Annotated in this window: 21 protein-coding genes and 1 pseudogene; 5 read left to right on the top strand and 17 right to left on the bottom strand. The window is 43.0% G+C overall.

Annotated features, from left to right (window positions below; genetic code table 11):
* Positions 1 to 6: 6 nt before the first annotated feature.
* Positions 7 to 680: pseudogene (locus tag ACP7AK_RS04270) on the top strand (DUF1345 domain-containing protein).
* A gap of 121 nt (positions 681 to 801) precedes the next feature.
* Here ACP7AK_RS04270 and ACP7AK_RS04265 read toward each other — a convergent pair.
* From ACP7AK_RS04265 to ACP7AK_RS04255, 3 genes are all read right to left on the bottom strand, one after another.
* On the bottom strand, positions 802 to 1,299 hold the full coding sequence (locus tag ACP7AK_RS04265) for a DUF2505 family protein (RefSeq protein WP_004280652.1): 498 nt from the start codon (positions 1,297 to 1,299) through the stop codon (positions 802 to 804).
* Between the two features lie 149 nt (positions 1,300 to 1,448).
* The gene (locus ACP7AK_RS04260) at positions 1,449 to 1,724 is read right to left on the bottom strand and encodes a hypothetical protein (RefSeq protein ID WP_425878761.1); all 276 of its coding nucleotides are present in this window, start codon (positions 1,722 to 1,724) and stop codon (positions 1,449 to 1,451) included.
* Between the two features lie 259 nt (positions 1,725 to 1,983).
* On the bottom strand, positions 1,984 to 2,469 hold the full coding sequence (locus ACP7AK_RS04255) for a hypothetical protein (protein ID WP_044108560.1): 486 nt from the start codon (positions 2,467 to 2,469) through the stop codon (positions 1,984 to 1,986).
* Positions 2,470 to 2,839: 370 nt separating this feature from the next.
* Here ACP7AK_RS04255 and ACP7AK_RS04250 point away from each other — a divergent pair, with 370 nt between their 5' ends.
* Positions 2,840 to 3,307, top strand: a complete 468-nt coding sequence (locus ACP7AK_RS04250; RefSeq protein WP_086044556.1) for a GNAT family N-acetyltransferase — start codon at positions 2,840 to 2,842, stop codon at positions 3,305 to 3,307.
* Here ACP7AK_RS04250 and ACP7AK_RS04245 read toward each other — a convergent pair.
* The 5 genes from ACP7AK_RS04245 to ACP7AK_RS04225 form a co-directional block, all read right to left on the bottom strand.
* Positions 3,304 to 5,115: a sensor domain-containing diguanylate cyclase gene (locus ACP7AK_RS04245; RefSeq protein WP_425878758.1), complete on the bottom strand. Its 1,812-nt coding sequence runs from the start codon at positions 5,113 to 5,115 to the stop codon at positions 3,304 to 3,306. The genes ACP7AK_RS04250 and ACP7AK_RS04245 overlap by 4 nt on opposite strands.
* A gap of 241 nt (positions 5,116 to 5,356) precedes the next feature.
* Positions 5,357 to 5,695: an FKBP-type peptidyl-prolyl cis-trans isomerase gene (locus tag ACP7AK_RS04240; RefSeq protein ID WP_004280661.1), complete on the bottom strand. Its 339-nt coding sequence runs from the start codon at positions 5,693 to 5,695 to the stop codon at positions 5,357 to 5,359.
* Between the two features lie 85 nt (positions 5,696 to 5,780).
* Complete coding sequence (locus ACP7AK_RS04235) at positions 5,781 to 6,404, bottom strand: MgtC/SapB family protein (RefSeq protein ID WP_409666464.1); 624 nt, start codon at positions 6,402 to 6,404, stop codon at positions 5,781 to 5,783.
* Between the two features lie 85 nt (positions 6,405 to 6,489).
* A complete protein-coding gene (locus tag ACP7AK_RS04230) occupies positions 6,490 to 7,020 on the bottom strand; it encodes a YaeQ family protein (protein ID WP_026056583.1) in 531 nt (176 codons plus the stop codon).
* A gap of 101 nt (positions 7,021 to 7,121) precedes the next feature.
* Positions 7,122 to 8,129 (bottom strand): CobW family GTP-binding protein, encoded by a 1,008-nt coding sequence (locus ACP7AK_RS04225; protein WP_425878755.1) that lies wholly within the window; start codon positions 8,127 to 8,129, stop codon positions 7,122 to 7,124.
* A gap of 391 nt (positions 8,130 to 8,520) precedes the next feature.
* Here ACP7AK_RS04225 and ACP7AK_RS04220 point away from each other — a divergent pair, with 391 nt between their 5' ends.
* Positions 8,521 to 8,754 (top strand): hypothetical protein, encoded by a 234-nt coding sequence (locus tag ACP7AK_RS04220; RefSeq protein WP_004645811.1) that lies wholly within the window; start codon positions 8,521 to 8,523, stop codon positions 8,752 to 8,754.
* A 353-nt stretch (positions 8,755 to 9,107) separates the two neighbouring features.
* Positions 9,108 to 10,712 (top strand): bifunctional 3-(3-hydroxy-phenyl)propionate/3-hydroxycinnamic acid hydroxylase, encoded by a 1,605-nt coding sequence (locus ACP7AK_RS04215; protein ID WP_425878753.1) that lies wholly within the window; start codon positions 9,108 to 9,110, stop codon positions 10,710 to 10,712.
* A 79-nt stretch (positions 10,713 to 10,791) separates the two neighbouring features.
* On the opposite strand, the gene ACP7AK_RS04210 is transcribed toward ACP7AK_RS04215, so the two are convergent.
* From ACP7AK_RS04210 to ACP7AK_RS04180, 7 genes are all read right to left on the bottom strand, one after another.
* A complete protein-coding gene (locus ACP7AK_RS04210) occupies positions 10,792 to 11,406 on the bottom strand; it encodes a glutathione S-transferase family protein (protein WP_425878962.1) in 615 nt (204 codons plus the stop codon).
* Between the two features lie 132 nt (positions 11,407 to 11,538).
* Positions 11,539 to 12,432, bottom strand: a complete 894-nt coding sequence (locus ACP7AK_RS04205; protein WP_425878751.1) for a LysR substrate-binding domain-containing protein — start codon at positions 12,430 to 12,432, stop codon at positions 11,539 to 11,541.
* A gap of 26 nt (positions 12,433 to 12,458) precedes the next feature.
* The gene (locus ACP7AK_RS04200) at positions 12,459 to 13,634 is read right to left on the bottom strand and encodes an MFS transporter (RefSeq protein WP_425878749.1); all 1,176 of its coding nucleotides are present in this window, start codon (positions 13,632 to 13,634) and stop codon (positions 12,459 to 12,461) included.
* A 40-nt stretch (positions 13,635 to 13,674) separates the two neighbouring features.
* A complete protein-coding gene (locus ACP7AK_RS04195; RefSeq protein ID WP_253174384.1) occupies positions 13,675 to 14,238 on the bottom strand; it encodes a TetR/AcrR family transcriptional regulator in 564 nt (187 codons plus the stop codon).
* 150 nt (positions 14,239 to 14,388) lie between these two features.
* Complete coding sequence (locus ACP7AK_RS04190) at positions 14,389 to 14,910, bottom strand: acyl-CoA thioesterase (protein ID WP_004280680.1); 522 nt, start codon at positions 14,908 to 14,910, stop codon at positions 14,389 to 14,391.
* A 287-nt stretch (positions 14,911 to 15,197) separates the two neighbouring features.
* Positions 15,198 to 15,374 carry a hypothetical protein gene (locus ACP7AK_RS04185; protein WP_167333208.1) on the bottom strand — a complete coding sequence of 59 codons (177 nt, stop codon included), beginning with the start codon at positions 15,372 to 15,374 and terminating at the stop codon, positions 15,198 to 15,200.
* Between the two features lie 347 nt (positions 15,375 to 15,721).
* Positions 15,722 to 16,726 carry a patatin-like phospholipase family protein gene (locus ACP7AK_RS04180; RefSeq protein WP_425878746.1) on the bottom strand — a complete coding sequence of 335 codons (1,005 nt, stop codon included), beginning with the start codon at positions 16,724 to 16,726 and terminating at the stop codon, positions 15,722 to 15,724.
* Between the two features lie 123 nt (positions 16,727 to 16,849).
* Here ACP7AK_RS04180 and chrA point away from each other — a divergent pair, with 123 nt between their 5' ends.
* Positions 16,850 to 18,055, top strand: a complete 1,206-nt coding sequence (chrA, locus tag ACP7AK_RS04175; RefSeq protein ID WP_396468985.1) for a chromate efflux transporter — start codon at positions 16,850 to 16,852, stop codon at positions 18,053 to 18,055.
* Positions 18,056 to 18,107: 52 nt separating this feature from the next.
* On the opposite strand, the gene ACP7AK_RS04170 is transcribed toward chrA, so the two are convergent.
* Both ACP7AK_RS04170 and gltS read right to left on the bottom strand, forming a co-directional pair.
* Positions 18,108 to 19,583 (bottom strand): alanine/glycine:cation symporter family protein, encoded by a 1,476-nt coding sequence (locus ACP7AK_RS04170; RefSeq protein ID WP_004731963.1) that lies wholly within the window; start codon positions 19,581 to 19,583, stop codon positions 18,108 to 18,110.
* 45 nt (positions 19,584 to 19,628) lie between these two features.
* Positions 19,629 to 20,867, bottom strand: coding sequence for a sodium/glutamate symporter (gene gltS, locus ACP7AK_RS04165; protein ID WP_314103621.1), 1,239 nt, complete (start codon positions 20,865 to 20,867; stop codon positions 19,629 to 19,631).
* Positions 20,868 to 21,157: the final 290 nt, after the last annotated feature.

Genomic DNA, 21,157 nt, shown 5'->3' with positions numbered 1-21,157 from the left:
AATGACATGATGCAGTTTCTTCAATCTATAAAAACGGCACTTCAATCCCGTCTGTATTTCTTTATTATTTTCCCAGCAATCGTTGGATTTTATCTGGTTTTACAAGCCCTCACCCCTTTGAGCTGGTCAAGCTGCCTGTTGATCAGCTGGAATATCGCAATTTACGTTTATTTATTATTGACCATAAAAAACTCTGGCGTATTGATCATGCTCATATCCTGCAACGCGCCATGCAACAGGATGCCAGCAAATGGATCATTCTGTTTCTGGTGATCACCACCCTCATCATGTGTTTTATAGCGATTATTATTGAAATTAATCACTTACCTAAAGATACTACCATCCGAACCGGTCATTTAATCTTGTCAGTTCTGACCATTATTTCAGCCTGGTTCTTGATGCATACGATTTTTGCAATTCATTATGCACATGACTTTTATTTGGCGCTCGACAAACAGCAACAAGGTGGACTGGATTTCCCCAATACCACCAGACCGACTTATCCAGACTTTTTGTATTTTAGTTATATCATCGGGACTTCTGCGCAAACTGCAGATGTATCCATTACTTGCCAATCCATGCGAGTCTTGAATACCCTACATTTGCTTTTGGCTTACGGATTCAATACCACCATTCTGGCCATCAGCATTAACGTGACGGCAAACTTTATCAGCACTTAAGCTGGGTTTCCTGGATAGTGGCAATACACTGAAAGTGGCGATCTACCACCCAATCAACTACCACTACCCGGCGTCTACCTGACCAGTTTTGAAATTAGGTCAATCACACTATTTGATTGCTTCAAGCGGTGAGACCTTTACGCAATTCATCTTCGACGATGCTGAGTTCAATTTCACTAAATTTACGAATTTCACCTTCAGCATGCTTTTCTAGCATGCCACCCAGCAAAGGTACTTTGACTTTGACTGTCCAGTTTAACTGAAACTGGATCTGATCTTCATCTCCGGTAACTGCACGCTGACAGATGGCCTCGATCGGCAAGTTCGCACCGAGTTGTACCGTCGAAGTCATTTCATTCAGATCGCTGACATCGGTACGCTGCAAACGGAATGCATCTTTGAGTAATTTTTTTGCGATATCCGGAATATTAACATCCAGATTATAAGCGCGTTTCAGGGTATACATATGCCCCTGCTTTTCCGAAACCAGAATTTCCAAGTTTTGCGCAGGAATTCGATGGCAAACTGCCTCATGCAAACGAATATCATTGGCCAAACGCTTAAATTCATCAATAGACACGCCATTGATAATTGCTTTCACGGTGAACTGATGTGCCATGCTATTTTTTCCTTATTTTTATTACGATATTCGCCTATGCCACTCTCGGCTGATGCGAATAAAAATCAGATACAGAGATGACTCTGCAATTTATATCAACTTTATAGCGGATGTCATTATTCTTTTATCGGGAAATTCCGGCAGCCCGGTCAATGTTTGCAACATAGTTTTACTGAAAGCTGTGCCTGTCCACAGCTGATCTGTAGCTGCGCTTCGCCATAATAAATCACGGCATGAAACTCATCGGCACCATCATCTAGACCGGAAACATAGTATTCAGTTCCAGCTGGGAAAGCCTGCAGCCAGTCAGCCTTATAAAAATCCGAGACCGAATCAAACTGCAAATACTGTTCAGGCTCAGCTTGGATCTTCATCGCCAGAGCAATAAACTTCTGTAATTGTGCTTGATGAAAATCAATGATCATAGTATTTCTGCCTTTTTAGTCCGGATCATTGCTCGCCAGACTTCGTACATTTTAAATGACTATTTCGAGGATACGACTCGCGAGTTTTGAGGTTTTTCTAGCGCAAGATTATGGCTTAAAGGAGATAAATTATATGGGCTATTTCCGCCAAGAGGCAGAAAAAATCTGAGCTAAGGCATGAGATACCTTTTCTGAATTGTAATGGCTTAAGTACGTAGCCTAAGATCTTCAGTCGTAGAAAATGACTGAAAGTGGTGTTCTAAGCACAGTCAGAATGCAAAAGTTCCCTGCGGATTTCCTGCCGGTGCTCTTCTCCAAAACGGTCGACATGTGCATAGAATACGCCATAGCGACCGACATAATATTCCAGTGACTGATCATAAAAATTCCAGAAAATAGACCATTCGCCTAAGTCCATCTGACGAATCTGGGTGCCACTGTGCATCGGCATTTTTTGTAATAGTTCTTGCTGTAACTGTTCGGCCTGTGCCCGATTCTCAATATGCACCTGCCGTTGAAAGAATAGCTGTGCCACATCGTCAAACAGTTCCAGTTCATAAGCATCCACCAGATGTACTTGCTGCTCTTGCTCGATGACCTCTTGCTCTGTCATGCTGGAAATCTGTGCCGGTTTTTCTGGACGCTGACGCGCCAGATGGCGCTGAGCTTTATAGATCTTTCTGCCGACGATCCAGGCAGCATTCAACATGAATAAAACACATAACAGGAGCAGTAATTTCAGCATGGTGGATGATCTCATGTGACTAATTTTATTTTTATGGTTATAGGATCAAGATTCATTTGAATAGTCCCTTTTGACCCAGCATACGTCTATTTTTTATACAGTGCAAACTTGAGGCTTATTTTTACTATTTATCTTCTCTGCTTGCTCATTTTACCCAGATTCGAACTTCGATTTATTTAAAAATTGATTTACTTTGATTTTTTATTTTTAACTCCCTAATGAGATTCAAGAACTTGAGATAAACAAACAGGACAAATCAGCAACAGAACCAATCTTCACATTGATAAATCACAGTAAAGATTCTCAAAAAACTACAATATTGTTCTGTTTTTTACCCTCTTCTTTTTTATCCAATAAACCTTCCCTATAAATGTTCGAGAAAATGAATAATATTATGATTCGTGAAGGGAAGGTCGAAGATATACCTCAAATTATTCAGGTCATTCATGACAGCATTCAGTCCTGTGTACTGGATCATCAGCGTGAAGAAAGCAAAATTCAAACCTGGCTAGAAAAATTTGATCATGCCAGCCTGATTGTCGATATGCTGTATAACGATTGCTGGGTTTATCTCATCTATGACAAGGTCGTCGGGTTCTTATTGGTCAGTGATACTGGAGAAATCCGGATGCATTATGTGGCCCAACACTGCCAAAGACTGGGATTTGGCACCGAGTTATTTCAACAAATGCATCGCGCTTTATTAAAGAAAAAAATTCATCAGATTGAAATACAGTCTACTCAAACTGCGTTAAGTTATTATCAACACTGCGGCTTTCATCCCCATTCTGCCGAGCCAGAAGATGAATCGCGTTATCTGTATAAATATGTTTTTTAATCGGCCTCTTTTTCAATTTTCAACTGATCACGTCCTGCCTGTTTGGCGGCGTAGAGCTGCACATCTGCCGCTTTCATCAATTCATGAATATCTGCATAGCCATGTTTTTGTTCAACCCAGGCCGCGCCCATACTAACCGTAACATAATCTTTTTCATCTGGCCGATTCAGATGTTGCATACGCTGTTCCCGAATCTGGTTTAACACATTTTCCAGATTTTTAAGGGCAGTTTGAACCGGCATTCCAGTGAGCAGAATCGCAAACTCTTCACCACCATAACGTGCCAGATAGCCAGACGGTGGCAAAGTGCCTTGAATAATCCTGACCAGATTTTTCAGGATTTCATCGCCTTTTAAGTGGCCATAGTAGTCATTATAGTTTTTAAAAAAATCGACATCGAGCATGGCAAAAATTAAGGTATGTTGCGGCTGTTGCCGGGTCTGTAAAAATTGCTGCTGGATTTCATGATTTAAGGCACGCCGGTTAAAAGCTCCGGTTAGCGCATCAATATTCATTTGCTGTTCCAGTTTGGCATTCACTTCACGCAGCTGCTGAGTGCGTTCTTTGACTTTTTGATCGAGTGAATCGTTGAGCGCGATCAGGTTCAGGTTTAGCTGTTCAGTCTCATAAGTTTGATGTGCATAATGTCTGGACTGCTGAAACATAATTAGTAAGGCATAGATACTGGTTGAGATAAAGAACAGATGCGTGGTTTTAATTACATTGATCAGCAACAGATAATCATTCAAAAAGGTGACACAAAGGAAAATAATCGCAATCAGATTTAAACGCGAATAATGCTCTTTATAACGTAAGGTCTGATAAAAGCCGTAAATAAAATTACCGATGATGACCAAGGCAAAAATCGCACTAAATAGGGCTACTCGTTCAAATATCTCAGGAGGTGAAAATAGGGTAAAAATAATGTTAAAAACCAGTAATGCCACAGCGATATAATAAATCACCGGATTTAAATAGCGCCGGTTAAACAGATGCATATAGCTGAGAAAAAAGAAGGCAGCAATAAAAGTAAACAGATACTCTAAGCGGGTTCCCCACAGCCAATTAATATTGGTAAATACCGAATAGGCATAAGGTGCAGAAAACAGATTATGCAGGGCCAAAAAGACAATAAACCAGCCAAAAACAAAGATACTTTTACTGTTACGTTCTCGTGATCCCCGGAATACCGAAAATAGAATGGTAAACACCCCCACCCCAAGTACCGCCCCGCACACCATGGCAATACTCATCATGAGCTGCTGGAATTGGCGATTGATGGTAGCTGCAACGCCGATCTGCATTGGTCGTTCGAGACCGCCATGCAAGTGGGTATAATTGGAAGCCTGAATACTTAAAGTAATATATTCAGTGTCTGGAACAAAATAGCCAATACGCGGTGCTTTCTCAGTCACCTGTTTGTCAGGTGTGGTACTGATTTCCCCGAGACGGACAATAAACTGTCCATTGACATATACCCGATAGGCGCCGTATTGGGTTGGAATCCGAATCGCGATGCGTCGCCCGAGAAATTCTTTCGGAATTTTAAAATAACCAATAAAGGTACCGTAGCCAGAGTTTGAACCCGCTAGAGTTTTAAAAGAGGCTGGCAATTCAACTGTTTTTGACTGGAGTACGGGGCTGGGCTGAACAATAAACTGACTCGGATAAAACAGCCATTTTCCCTGCAAGGCACTAGTGCTATGTTCGGTAAAATGAACTTCAGTAATATGGTCGTGAGATTGCTGCTGAAATGACGGCGAAGGGAGTTCATCCTGAGCGATTGCTGAACTTATGATGCAAGTCATCCAGCTCAAGGCACAGACAAATACGAAGAAACAGACATTCCTTATCGAGTTATGCAAATACGTTCTATCTCAAGATAATTCTTTATTATTCTTATAATTTACAAGGAATATTTTTGATTTCAAATCTTTTTAGATGTTTTTTGTAGCTTATCCGGCACAGCCTATTTTGAAGCAACTGCACCGAAACCAGCGTATATCTTTGAATAAAAAATATAACTTATATTCAGCAAGTTAAATCATTTTAATCACGTGTTTTTACATCAAACAGTTCAATTTCAAAAATCAGGTTGGAATTGGCTGGAATGACTTTACCCATTTTACGTTCGCCATAGGCCAAATGTGCAGGCACCATCAGTTTACGCTTACCGCCAACTTTCATTCCCAGAATCCCCTGATCCCAACCTTTAATCACACGACCGGTACCAATGACAGTTTCAAAATAATTACCACGGTCAATAGAAGAATCAAACTTGGTTCCATCTTCCAGCCAGCCAGTATAGTGCGTGGTAATTAAGGCACCTTTTACCGCTTCTTTACCTTCGCCTACTTTTAAATCAATAATTTCAAGTTCGTTGATCATGGTTATTTACCTGAGAGGGGCATAAAATTCAAAGCTCAGTATAAACCGGATTGCTCTGTTTTTTTAAGTCTGGGCCATTGATGGGTTAAAAGCTGAGTTCCTGAATATTCTTGTCATTGAGTAAATGCTGGGTTAATTCTTGATGATTCTTGGCCGATCCCATCAGAATCCAGCGTCCGACAATCTGTTGATCAATTTTTTTTTGTGAGGAATGCACCACTTTTAACTGATAACGTTTAAATAACATTTCGTAGTGATCGGAATCATTCTGATCGAATGGGCAGACGATTTCATAGCTGCGTTCCTGATTCAGAGATTCAATGCCGCGCTGGACATACATCAATAGAACCAGCACCGCCATGACAATAAAAGTAGCCCAAATACTTAAGAGTTCATAGCCTGCACCGACCGCCATGCCGAGTGCTGCCGTCATCCAGATCGTGGTTGCGGTGGTAATTCCAGAAATACGGTTATCATCTTTCAGGATAACACCGGCACCCAGAAAACCCAGTCCAGTCAAGACATTAGCGGCCAGCCGGTCAGGATTGGCCACGCCTATTTTCAGAGAGATAATGGTAAATAAACAGGAACTCAGACTGACCATAATCATGGTACGCAGTCCGGCAGATTTACTATGATACTCACGCTCTGCACCAATAATTGCGCCGATCGCGACAGCCAGCAGTAAATCATAAAGTTCATGGTACATGGTGCAGCCCTGCGTATTCTTATCCCTCAGATATACGCAATTTGAGCTACAGGATACAAGTCCAGACTTGCATCCTTATTTGGCCTTATTGTAACTGTTCCCACTCCACCAGCACCTGGCCCTGATCACCGATCAAGGTCCATTCACCATCCATCACATTGAGCTGTAACTGCATGGTGCGTTCGCATAATTGTGGCAATGCGTCGGTGGTTGCGGTAGATAACTTCCACACTTCCACATTTTTTAAGGTTTTTAATTTGCTGCTGCGCTTATACCATTCATCCACCGCAGAACCATAGGTGACAACTGCGACCTGCTTGCAACGCGCACTGGCCTTTTTGACTTTATCTTCATCCGGGCTACCGACTTCAATCCATTTGACCAGTTGACCGGTCAGATCTTTTTCCCAGAGTGCCGGTTCATCGGTTTCAAACAGATCCTTGGTAAATTCCAGTGCTTCATCGGCATAGCGTGCATAGGCCAGAATACGCACCATCAAGCGTTCAATGGTTTCTGAAGGATGCAGCGCCATCGTCAGCTGATAGTCTGCATAACGATGCGTATCCATATCCGCAATATTCAAATCAACCTTATAAATCGTCGCTTTTAACGCCATCACATAATCCTCAAATTTGGCGCCTAGCATATAAGATTTAGCGCTATTTTGCTGAACAGATTTAGGCCAATAATTCATTCAGCGCACTAGAAACAGTACCGTTATTTTTCTGGATCGATACGACATTGCATCAGGGCAGTTTCAAATGCCAGCCAATCGCGTGACTGTTGATAAATCACTTCCACCCGGTTATCAATGCCTTCATCTGCCGACTGATAATTAAACTGCTCCGGATTAAAATTAAAGCTTTTCCAGCCTTGGTCGGTATGAAAAATTCCCTTTATTCTGAGCCAGTCTTTTTGTTCACAGAGCAGATCCAGCAGATCATAAAAATTAAATTGCCAGCGTTTTGGCAATTTCCAGCCAGCGACCTGGTAACCCTGCGCGCTTTCTACATAATGATAAGGCATCTGCTGAATCACTACGGGCGTATCCGCTGAACGGGGGGTCTGTTGCTGTTTTAACAAAGGCTGAATCTGACGGGCAGAACCCCGATATTCCTGCTTGATCTGTTCAATATCGAGTTGTCCATGCTCGGTGAACAGCCACTGTTGGGCATAAGGTTGATATTCTGCCTGAAGCTGCGTGAGCGCTGCGTGATCTGCGGCTGTCATCAAGTCAGTATGTGAAATCACCACAATATGCGCTGCCTTGAGCTGGTCTGCATACAGGTTTTGCTGGGTCCAGTCCCGGTCATGCAAACGCGACCCATCCACCACGGTGACTAAAGCCTGCATGTTCAAATGGCTATGCCAGTGCGGTTCGGTCAGCTGTTCCAGTAATTGTCCCGGGTGCCCCAGCCCGGTAGGTTCGATAAACAGGCGATCCGGTTTCACTTCTGACAGCAGGCGCGACAAGGCGATCTGCATCGGCAATTGACTACTGCAACATAGACAACCACCCAACAGCTCTTTGACCGCATAACCCTGATCTTGTGGCAATAACTGCTGGTCTACGCCAATCTGGCCAAATTCATTCATCAGCACCGCCCAGATTTCCTGTTCCGGTTTTTGCTGCAGTAAATGTTTGAGTAGTGTGGTTTTACCTGCACCCAAAAATCCGGAAATGATATGGACAGGAATAGCCTGCGACGCTGACAGAATTTTCAAAATCGACTCTCAAGAGATTGAATAGAAATAGCAATACTCTGCATTATAAAGCACAGTGTGACTTTAAAATGCGTGTTCTTCGCAAACACGGCGTGAAAATCACAGAGATAAAAATTAATGGAATGATCCCAAATTACCAATTTTCTATGTTAACTTTTATTTCAAATTGGATTCTTGAAATATTCACACACACTTTCATTAAATAAAACTCCGCATAATTAACAGAAATAAAACAACTTTCTCAGTTTTGTATCTGCTGGGTTATTCCCTGCGTGTCGCTTTTGTTAATTGATTTGCTCAGTAAAATTTCAGTGCTTAGGATGGGCATCTGTCGAATTGATGTGATGGTCAGCTCGGCAGATTACATGACATGAATAAAAGGATGCCAAAAATGAAATATGCACAAATCTTACTTGCCACTACGCTTACTGCTGCTGCAGCCACCAGTTTTGCTGATAGTAAAACTACAGATGCGAAAACCACCACTGCAGAAGAAAAAGTGATTGTGACTACCCAGGAATTACCTGAATCGAATGCTCCTGTTGCAGGCGCATCTGCAGAGCAGCCTGCTGCCTCTGAAGCTGCTGCGGAAACTACGACACCTGCAAAACCTGCTGCACGTTAAGTGATTGAACAACTCGTTTAATCCTTCAATGAAGATATCAGGGACAGTAATTCTCCAGTAGGCTTTGTCCTATACTGCCCCCGATATTATTCTATGCTGAATCATGCTTGATGCTGGTTCAGCATTTTTATTGCATAAAATCTATTTATCACCATACTCAAAACTGATCATAGAATTAATACAGGCTATCAAATTTTTATTATTTTTATAATTAAAATCAATTATTTATTTAAAAACCACCTATTTCAATCCAATATTATCCATATACTTAAGCTACTATCGCCTAACTTGTTTCTGGCTTCTAACTGTCCCTTAATAGCATCAAATGCAAGTCGATTGAGTGGACATTCGCTATGAGCAATACTAATTACACTACTGAAGTGGCAATCCTTGGCGCCGGCCCTGTAGGCTTAACCATTGCCAACTATCTAAGCAAGCAAGGCGTAGCTGTCACGATTGTCGAGCAACTGGATAGTTTGATTGATTATCCACGTGCGATTGGAATCGATGATGAATCCTTACGTACCATTCAATCTTTGGGTTTAGTCGATCAAGTCTTACCGCATACCACTCCGAATCATGCGATGCGCTTCTTGACGCCTAAAGGTCGCTGTTTTGCAGATATTCAGCCTTTAACACGTGAGTTTGGTTTCTCGCGCCGTAATGCCTTTATTCAGCCACAAGTCGATAACGTTCTGCTGCAAGGCTTAAAGCAATATAAAAACACCCAAGTGCTATTTTCTCGTCAATTGACCCAGTTTAGTCAAGATGCTGACGGCGTAACACTCAATCTGCAAAATAAAGAGGGCGATGCAGAAACCATCCGCGCTCAATATCTGATTGCCTGTGATGGCGGTAATTCTTATGTGCGCCGCAACCTGGGCATTGCCTTTGAAGGTGAAACCGCACCGAATCAATGGATCGTGATCGATCTTGAAAACGACCCGCTTGCTACACCGCATATCTACCTATGTTGTGATCCGGTACGTCCTTATGTATCGGCCGCCTTGCCACATGGTATCCGCCGTTTTGAATTTATGGTCATGCCGGGTGAAACGCAGGAAGAACTGAGCAAACCGGAAAATATTGCCAAACTTCTTTCTAAGGTTTTACCAAGCACGGATGGTATCGAAGTGATCCGTCAGCGTGTCTATACTCATAATGCCCGTATTGCGGACAAGTTCCGTGTCGACCGTATTTTGCTTGCCGGTGACGCTGCGCACATCATGCCGGTATGGCAAGGTCAGGGTTATAACAGCGGTATGCGTGATGCCTTTAACCTGGCCTGGAAAATGGCACTGGTTATTCAAGGTAAAGCTGGCCCAGCACTTTTAGATTCTTATCAGATCGAACGTAAAGACCATGCCAAGGCGATGATTGATCTGTCGGTGATGGCAGGTCATGTACTGGCACCACCGAAAAAATGGCAAGGTTTTGTTCGTGATGGTATTGCCTATGCCCTGAACTACATCAAGCCGATCAAACAGTATCTGCTGGAAATGCGCTTTAAACCAATGCCGAAATATCATGACGGTGCACTTTTGAGTAATGGAGCCAAGAACTCTCCGGTCGGCAAGATGTTTATCCAGCCTCAAGTTCAACTGGCTTCGGGTGAAACCGTGTTACTGGATGAAGTGATCGGCAATGATTTTGCGATTATTGCCTGGGGTGTTGATCCGAAATGGGGTCTCAGCCCGGAGACGTTGCAACAGTGGAAATCGCTCGGTGTGAAATTCATTCAGGTAATTCCGGCGGTGCAATTGCAAAATAGCCAGCGCAAAGAGTATGAAGATGTTATTACCATTGGTGATATCGGCACAGATATCCGCTCGTGGTTTGGTAACACGTCTGATTCAGTTGTAATCTTGCGTCCTGACCGTTTCGTGGCTGCGCTGGCCATTCCTCAATCGATGGAAAGCACCAGCCAGCAACTGTTTAAAAAGCTTTACCTGAAATAATATTGGTCACCTTTCACCACGCTTCGGCGTGGTTTTTTTATTATTTTTAGATATCCCGGACAATATATAGACCGAGGAATTAGACTCGGTATTCCTGAAACCACGGAATATCTTTCAAGGAATCACGGCGAGCCATCTGCTGCAGGAAGGGCCTGAACTTATCAAATTTCGGTAAAATTTTCGCAGAGATCGCAAAGATCAAACAGTAAGCCACATAGAGATCCGCCGCCGAGACTTTTTCACCCAACAGATAAGGACTGGCCTGCCCGATACCCTGTTTCAGAAAATCAAATACGGCTGCTTCATTCCCAAAACTTAAACTTCTTCGGTTCTTTTCAATATTTTCTGGCGGTACCTGCAAATTTTTTATATCGATATATTCGGTGAAGGGCCCATGACAGAAAAATATCCATTTCAAATACGCTCCACGCTTCGGATCATCCAAAGTAGGTGCCAATCCTTTGTCACGATATTTATCTGCCAGATAGATAAAAATGGCGGCCATTTCTGAAATGACGACCTCCTGATCTACCAGACAGGGAACTTTTCCCATCGGATTGATCTGTGTATACGCCTGCTGATGCATATGCTCATAGGCAACTTCTATCTGCTTAATCTGGTCTTCAATCTGCAATTCTTTCAGCAAAGGCAATAAGGTCAGGCCACGTGATTGCGGATTGTTATAGAGCTTCATCATCCTGCTTCAACCAGTTTTTTATTATTAGATGTTCAGTATAAAGCGATTTAGTCTCCCCATTTAAAAGGATGTGCTACAGATCATTTCTGTCGCACGGCTTTTTAGATGGGCAGATTGAAGGTTTAAATATTAAAAAAGATCCACACAAAACTTTTCTTTTAATACTTTCAAAATCAGATCAATCACCACATGTTTTTGATCCTTGCGATAATTGGCATACAGTCCAATCATCGGTAAGGGTTCTAGGGTCTTTTTCACCACAATATTATCGCCGAGCAATGGAATCACATAGGCTGGCACCAGACTCCAGCCCACGCCCATTCCCACCAGATTGACATTGAGCAGAATATTGGTGGAATACTGCACCACATTCACTTTTAATTTGGACTGTTTAAAAAAATCCTGAATCAGCTTATGCAGTTGCGGTGAGGACTGCTCACCACTAATCACAAAGTCCTGATTTTCAAAACTCTTGATACTGACATAGGACAAGGCCGCAGCCGGGGAATCTCTCGGCACAATCAGGGTTAAAGGCTCATCAAAAATGCGAATCGAATCAAATTCACTCAACTGCCCCGGATAACGGGTAAAGGCAATGTCAATCTGTCCATTTCTTAAGGCACTAAACTGTTCTGCATCGGTCAGACTGTGAAACTGAGCTTTCAGTTCAGGAAAATGCGCGCGGATATTCAGCATGATATAAGGAAAGACTTTCATTTCCGCGACCGGGACAAAACCGATATTCAGCTGGTCCTGCTGTGCATTGGCGATCTGTCTGGCAGTCTGAATGGCGCGCTCTGCATGCTCAAGACTCAATAAAGCTTCTTTTAAAAATGCCTGACCGGCTTCAGTGAGCCCGACCTTACGGTTATTCCGCTCCAGCAACTGTACGCCAACCTCACGTTCCAGATCCTTGATTTGCTGGCTCAGTGATGGCTGTACCGTATTTAATTTTTCCGCGGCACGGGTAAAGTTCAGTTCCTGCGCCACTGTAACGAAATAACGTAAATGTCTTAATTCCATTTTATAACTCCAAACTTGCCGGGCGCTTATTTTTGCTTTTTGGCAACATACTGACGATAAACCAATATCGTCACAATGACGAGTACAGCACTCAAAACATAGGTGGTTTCAAAGCCCCAATAGGCAATCAATACTCCCATTGCCACGGAACCGATCGCTAAACCCAGATCAAACAGGGTAAAGAAGGTTGAAATCGCATGTCCCATACGCTGTTTGTCGACCGACTGAATGGCCAAGGTCTGCAAACATGGGAACATTGAACCATAACCGATGCCAATAAACACCGCTGACAACCATAATATCCATTGATTGGAAATCAGGCTGACAATCACCAGACCAATGGCAAAGAAAATAAAGGAAGGATAAATAACCGCACTGGGTCCCTTACGGTCATAAATCTTTCCAATCCAAGGTCTGACCAGCAACATGGACGCTGCAAAGACAATAAAGAATACGCTGGTATAGGCTAAAAGCTGCTTGGTTTCACTAAATGCAATAATAAAACTCATGATGCCCGAGTAGGCAAAAGCGGTTAGTAAAGCCACAAAACTTACCGCCAGAACTTTGACTTCCAGAATATCCTGCAAGCTCAAGCTAGTTTTTTCTGTGCTTATAGCTTCAGGTTTTGGTAACTCTGTGATTTTGAGCATCCAACAGAAAATGAGCCCCAAAGAAATGATAACAGCAAGAATGCCAAATAAGACTTTGAAGCTGGTGAACTGAATTACGGTCAATGCCAGCAAGGGCCCAAAAACCACACCCAGATTGGTCGACATGACAAAATAACCCATGCCCTCGCCTTTGCGCTGTTCAGGAATAAATTCATTGGCGACAGGTACTGCCACCGTGGTCAAAATACTGAACCAGATGCCATGTAAAAAACGCACCAGCAACAGCGACCACATGCTATCCACCAGCAAATAACTAAAGGCAAATAAGGCAAAAATCACACCTGCGCCGCGCATCGAGATTTTCTTGCCGAGCTTTTCGATGATCATGCCGGAAAATGGCCGAATCGCAATCGAAGAGGCCAAAAATAGCGTCAGCGCCAACCCAGCTTCTTTTACCGAACCGCCCAGATCTTTCATGATGTAAATCGGCAAGATGGTCAGTAAGGCAAAGTAATAAACGAACAGGAAAAAATTATTGAATAAGCACAAGATAAATGAGCGATTCCATAACCGCTCAGCGCTAACTGACATAATCACCAACTTTTAAAATTTGTAGGGAAATAGCACAAACTCAGGCTTGAATAGCGACAGGATACAAGGCCAACTCGACCAGATTCTGGATATAGTGTTCATCTGGAATCCGGTTGAAAAAAATGATCTGGTAATGAATCGGGCCGTATAAGGTATCCAGCATCAAATCAAAAGGATAATCCGCGCGGATTTCTCCCCGTTCAATCGCTTGCTGAATCAGTTGATGAGTCTGTTGCCGACGTGGCAAGAGATATTGCTGAAAGAACTCACCTGCCAGTTCACGGTGATTGGCAATCACCACCAGCAAAGCCCGCCCCACCGGATGATTCAGTGCCTGAGATAAAGAACCAAGTTGTTGAATAAGATTACTTTTCAGGCTTTTAGAGGCATCCAGCTCAAATACCGAAGCTGTATGCTGTTTGAAAGTGTCCAGCACCAGTTCCGATTTATGTTTCCACCATCGATAAATCGTGGACTTGCCTACGCCGGCACGTGCCGCTACATCTTCAATCGTCAGCTGATGATATTCACATTCTGCCAGCGCATCTGCGACCGCCTGTAAAATGCACTGCTGTCGTCGGGAACTTTTTTCGTCACTGCTCATATTTTTCTACTTAACTTTTAAGATCTAAAAATCGAAACGATACGTATCGTTTTATATTAGGGTAAAAAATAACAAAGCTCCAGTGAAAAACTGAAATTGATGCAAAAAAAAGACCTTCATATGAAGGTCTTTTCTCAATCACGATTTAAATTAACTCTGTGCAGTCTTTTTATAAATGCTGCATGAAGGATGATGATTTTCTTGCAAACGCGCGACTTTACGCTGTTCTGCTGCTTCAAAACGGCAACGTTTCCAGTCATTGTCCAGGTTCAAAGCTGGAATCTGTTTTGGTTTACCATTTTCATCCACCGCAACCATGGTGAAATAGCAGCTATTGGTATGACGTACCGTTCTCTTTTGAATATTCTGAGCTTCTACACGAATCCCGATTTCCATCGAGGTACGGCCAACATGATTCACACTGGCCAGAAATGTAACCAATTCACCGACGTGAATTGGCTCTTTAAAATTCACCTTGTCTACAGATAAGGTCACGACATAACTACCCGAATAGCGACTTGCACATGCATACGCCACCTGATCCAATAATTTCAGAATGGTTCCACCATGAACATTTCCTGAAAAATTTGCCATATCTGGCGTCATGAGAACTGACATCGTTAACTCTGACTGGTCATCCGACACTGCTGCAATTTGATCTAAAGGGGCCATCGTTTTCTTTGAACTCTTTGAATGACAAGGTTATCGTTTATTATTATAGCGTTTTTAGCATGAATAAAATGTTCAATTCGGCAAATGAAGCATCACAATTATTGATATAGAAAATGTATTCATACAGAAAAAAATATATTTAATTGCTTAAAATCTCAGTTAGAAAGTTAAGTGCCAATAAATCAACACTTATTTATCTGGGGCTAATCACACAGCAACTGAGAATTTTTCACTGTTTTAAGCTTTGAACAAAAATAATTCAGGAAAATAGAAAGACTCTGCGTGATTTAAAGCATCACTGGCCTGAGCATTTCCTGTGCCACGTTCTGATAACTTAAAATTTGTTGACCATCCAAGGTCGTTTCAACGGTAAAAGAACCATCCTGATGGCGTGCGGTCACTGTAAAAATATAGTGTTCGAATTGTGCCAGTTTGACCTGCTGTCCAATTTTAATATGCATCATGCTATCTACATCTGTGCAGTGATCTTTTCAAACTGCATTCTGGCATGAACACGGATGCTTTTGAATATTTGATCAACTTAAGTATACGTATAATAATATTAAAATTTTAATTTAGGACGAATAAGGCTTATTATTTAAAACAATATACTTATAATTCAATTTGTTATGTTTAAAATTAATTTTATCTTTTGAGATAATTCCGACTGACTGATACACATAGGCAATCATCTTATCTTTTATAACAATCAGTTAAGCGTTACAGCCGATGATCTTTCATTCTCTTGATTGGATATCCCTATACCGCGGTTGTGCGATATAGGGATAAACAGAAATTTCAAAAAAAAGATTTATTGAGCTTGATGTTCATGTACCACAAACTGTGGAATCCGATGTCCTTGAGCATAATCATGTTTTTGGTAGGCTTGTGAAATTTCCATCAACTTTAACTGGGTCGCCTCGGCACCGGCCTGCATGGTGAGTTCCCTGCCACGGACATCAAAGATATGGCCTTTTTCGCGTAAATCCGGCTGAATCACCACATCTGCATGCTTTAATTCTTCATGCGCCAGATGTTGCTGCATAATATTGATATTCTGGTTAAACAGTCCCCAGACATTGCTGGTTTCCGTGTGAATGGGTTGTGCCAGAATATCTACCGCAATCACAATGTCGGCTCCCAACTCACGTGCCACATCGACCGGCACCGGACTGACTAGACCACCATCTACATATTCTTTACCTTGAATGATGGTCGGAATGAACATACTCGGAATCGAGACTGAAGCACGTACCGCCTGTCCGGTATTGCCATAGTTAAAGACGACTTTCTTGCCTTCTTTCAGCGCGGTTGCTACCACAAACATCGGGATTTTCATGGCTTCAAGCGGGGTTTGATCGACTTGCAAGTTGACATAGTCCTCAACTTTCTTGCCATCAAAAAAACCTTTTCTGGCCAGCTTGATATCACGGACATCATTCGGTCGCATGTTGAGGGCAATATTACGCAGTTCAATCGCCGGTTTGCCACTTGCATAAATGGATCCCACAATACTGCCCGCACTGGTTCCGACAATAAAATCTGGTTGAATACCCGCCTGTTCCAGTACTTCCAACGCACCAATATGCGCATAGCCACGCGCACCGCCACTGCCCAGAACTAAAGCAACTACCGGACGTTGCTGGGTTTGCTTGATCTTTTGAAAATCAATTTGATTCGGACGTGCCTGAGCTTCTCCGCGTTGTGCAGCAGGTTGTAGATGACTAGTCGCCGCTTGGGCTGTCATTGGGGTCGTTTGGCAAGCACTTAGGCCAAATGTACCCAGTATCACCATACTCAACACATATTTCTGCATGCAGAGAATGTCCTCATTAATCTAAAGCAGCATAGTGTATAAACACATGCATAAATAGTCTGTAGAATTTCGTAAAACTGTCATACAGTTCAGCTACTTTATCTTCATTTTTCCCATAACTGTATGCCTTCAATCTCACTGTACCGGATTTTCCTGATTTTCCTGCAACTGGGCTGCATTTCATTTGGTGGTCCAGCGGCGCATCTGGTGTTTTTTCACCGAAAATTTGTGACCCAACTGCAATGGTTGAATGACACCCAGTACAGTCAACTGGTCGCTTTGGCGCAACTTTTACCCGGGCCGAGCAGCAGTCAGGTGGGGCTGTCGATCGGTTATCTGCAACGGGGCTATACTGGTGCCGTGATCGCATGGTTGGGTTTTACCCTGCCCTCAATGATTCTGATGACCTTGGTGGCGTTATTGGGTCAAAGCTATTTTCATATTTTAAACTCAAACAGCTTTCATACCATCCAGTTAATTGTATTTTCTGTAATCGCCTGGGCATTCTGGCAAATGCTGAGAAGCTTCTGTAAAACGGTTTGGCAATACGCTGTCTTAATCCTCTCTGTCGCATTACTGATAGTCGTTTCAGTAAGTTTTAACCAGATTCTGGTGATTATACTGGGCGCAATCTGTGGACTCTTGGCTGGATATTTTTCCCAATCAGATTCGAAACCCAAAGAAATTAACAAAACGGCAATCAGCTCGCCTTATATTCGATCTGCCGCTGCACCTTATTGGTTACTGGCATTTATCCTGCCATTTTTGCTGCTGCCCTTAGCTGGAAAATTATGGGGTGAATCGGAGCTGCAATTTTTTTCCAATTTTTATCAGACTGGCTCGCTGGTGTTTGGTGGCGGTCATGTGATTTTGCCTTTGTTACATCAGGACTTTGTCACGACTGGTTTAGTGAGTGCACAATCTTTTGATCTTGGCTATGCATTTGCCCAGCTTATGCCGGGGCCTTTATTCAGTTTTGCCAGTTATATTGGTGCTTTGCAGCCTTGGACGCCCTATGTCTGGCTGAATGCAGTACTAGCGACCTGCGCAATCTTTTTACCTTCATTTTTCCTGATTTTTGCCACCTTGCCCTACTGGTCATGGTTGATGCAGCAGCGCCATATTCATCAGGCGGTGATGGGCATCAATGCTGCGGTGGTGGGGCTATTGCTGTATTTATTGCTGGATCTTTCACAACGTTATTTTAGTTATGGCTCCGACCTGGTCTTTGTCGCAGTGATGATTGCCCTGCTACGCTCAAAATTACCAGTCTGGTTCAGCCTGATTTTGGGCTTCGTGCTTTATCAAAGTTATTTAAATTTCTTTTAAATAACTTTGGCACAAAAAAGCCCCGAATGATCGGGGCTTTTTGCTTCAAGTCTTACCAGATATCTGATTTGACCTTGTCTTTAAATTTAGGATGGTTATCCAGTTTAAATTCAGGTTCTTTCACGCCGCGCTTCAGCTGACCGGTATAATCTTTGAGTAGCATCAGCAGGAATGGCATCAGCAACAGGATCGCAATCAGGTTGATACTTGCCATGACACCCATGAACAGATCCGCCATATTCCAGATCAGTGGCACGCTGGCGATGGAACCGAAATACACCATCACCAATACAAATAAGCGGAAAATCAACATCACCCGGCTATTGTTATTGATGAACTGGACGTTTCCTTCGGCATAGGCATAGTTACCAATAATCGAAGAATAGGCAAACAGGAACAGAATCAAAGCCAGGAAGTCATCACCCCAAGCCCCAATTTGGCTTTCAAGCGCCATCTGGGTCAAGGTCACGCCTTCAAAGCCTGCATTTTCATACAGACCTGAAACCAGAATAATAATCGCGGTACATGAACACACCACGAAGGTATCTACAAATACTCCGAGCATCTGTACCAGCCCCTGATTGACCGGATGTTTGACATCGGAAGCTGCAGCAGCATTCGGTGCCGAACCCATCCCTGCCTCGTTAGAGAACAGACCACGCTTGATGCCCATCATCATCGCCATAGAAACCATGGCACCAAAGAAACCACCAGCGGCGGCTTCAAACTCAAAGGCTTTACTGAAAATGAGCTGGAAGATGGATGGGAGCAGATCGTAATTGATGACTGCAATATACAAAGCCACCGCCAGATAAAGCACAGCCATAAACGGTACAAAGCTTTCCGCGACTTTTGCAATCCGTTTAATTCCGCCAAAAATGATCACCGCAGTCATCAAGACCAGAAACAATCCAACCCAGGAAATTTCCAGATTCAGGCCGCCTAATGGCAGAATCAGGTTCGCCTGATCCCAGCCCCAGGCATGAGAGGTTGCTCCGGTAATGGCATTGGCCTGAACTGCATTGAAGACAAAACCATAAGTCGTGATCAATGCAATCGCAAAGACAATCCCGAGCCATTTCTGTTTCAGGCCTTGTGTAATGTAATAAGCTGGTCCACCACGGAATTGCTGGTTTTTGTTATCTCGCACCTTGAACAACTGTGCCAAAGAAGATTCAACAAAAGCAGAACTCATGCCCAAAAAGGCAGTAAACCACATCCAGAACACGGCACCGGGGCCACCAATTGCAATCGCAATGGCGACACCCGCGACATTGCCCACACCGACCCGGCTTGCCAGTCCAGTGACAAAGGCCTGAAACGGGGTAATGCCGTGCGTATCCTGAACCTTGCCACGGCTATTTTTCATGACTTTCATGCTGTGCCAGAACAAACGAATTTGTACTGCACCGGTCATGATCGTGTAGAAAATACCGACTGCGACCAGAAACACCACCAGAAAATCCCATAAAGGGCCATTCAGGGCATTAATCCAGCCGAGTAAGGTTTCATTTAACTGATCATTCATGTCACATCCTTATGAGCCTATGACTCATCGTATCAGGCATAAAAATTATGCAAAAAACTTCAAAATCATCTGAATAACAGTAGCATTGATTAAGTCAACGAAGAACGCACCACATAATGGAACAATCAGGAAGGCCTTATGCGATGCACCATACATATTAGTAATCGCCTGCATATTGGCAACCGCTGTTGGCGTTGCACCCATACCGAAACCACAATGACCTGCTGCAAGTACCGCAGCATCATAGTTTTTGCCCATGATGCGAAAAGTGACGAAAGCTGCATACAAAGCCATGGTGATGGTTTGCGCACCCAGAATCACCATAAGTGGTCCTGCAAGGTCAGCCAATTGCCATAATTTCAATGATAACAATGCCATTGCCAAGTACAGCGACAATGAAGCATTACCGAACACATCAATCGCACGATCGAAAATCTGAACTTTGAAAATACCTTCCAGTACATTACGCAGGATGACACCACCTGCCAATGCCCACACAAATGTCGGCAGTTCAAATGCAGTACCTTTACTGAAACCCGTCATGAACTCTGCAAAAGCCAAACAGCCTGCGAACAGGCCCAAGGTCGTGATTGCATTATCAGCGGTAATTAAACGCACCTGATGCGGATATTCAAATGGAATATATTCGGTCGAGTTGATATCCATTGGCGTGCTGTCACGCTTTTCGATTTGTTGATCCGTACGTGCAATTGCGAGATTATGACGGTTAATCAGCAGTTTTGCTAAAGGACCACCAATAATCCCACCGATAATCAGACCAAAAGTGGCACTGGCCATCCCCAGTGCAAGCGCCCCCTGAATGCCATGTTCAACCTCAAAAATCTCACCCCATGCACCTGCAGTACCATGACCACCGGTTAAGGTAATTGAACCTGCAATCAGGCCAATCAATGGGTCAATACCGAGCAAGGTGGCCAGACTCATGCCGACTGCATTTTGTAAGATAATAAAAGTTGAAATAGCGAACAGGAAGATTACCAGACCGATGCCGCCTTCACGCAACTTGGAAAAGTTGGCACTGAGACCGATCGAGGCAAAGAAGATCAGCATAAAACTGGTTTGTAGCTCTGAACTGGTGGTGATGCTGTATCCCCACAGTGAATGCACCAGTAATGAGATAATCGCAGCAACCAAACCGCCTGCAACCGGCTCAGGAATATTGTAGCGCTTTAAAAAATCGATTTTATTAACCAGGAATCGGCCGAGTAACAAAACAATGACTGCGGCAATCAAGGTATAAAATGCGTTAAAAGTAAAATCCATAATTTTTTGCCCAAGATGATTTTGAATTTTTTATTTTTCTAAAAGTGATGGAGTGCGCTAGATTTCTAGCTCGCTCATTAGATGTTCATCTGGAAATATCCTGATTTGATCTATCACCTTTAGAAAAACAAACCGATTTATCATCTCTTTCAAACTTATGAATATCATCATCACGATCATATTCAACAAATGAGAGATTTATAAAAGCAACACCTTTTCTATTCCGATACTCAGTCTGTTGTAAAATTGCAGACAATTTTCAAACAGATGCGCATGCTGGTAAAAAAACT

This window comes from Acinetobacter sp. TWP2-2-3, assembly GCF_049896445.1.
Classification (GTDB): Bacteria; Pseudomonadota; Gammaproteobacteria; order Pseudomonadales; family Moraxellaceae; genus Acinetobacter.
This window is presented reverse-complemented; position numbering and strand designations above follow the sequence as displayed.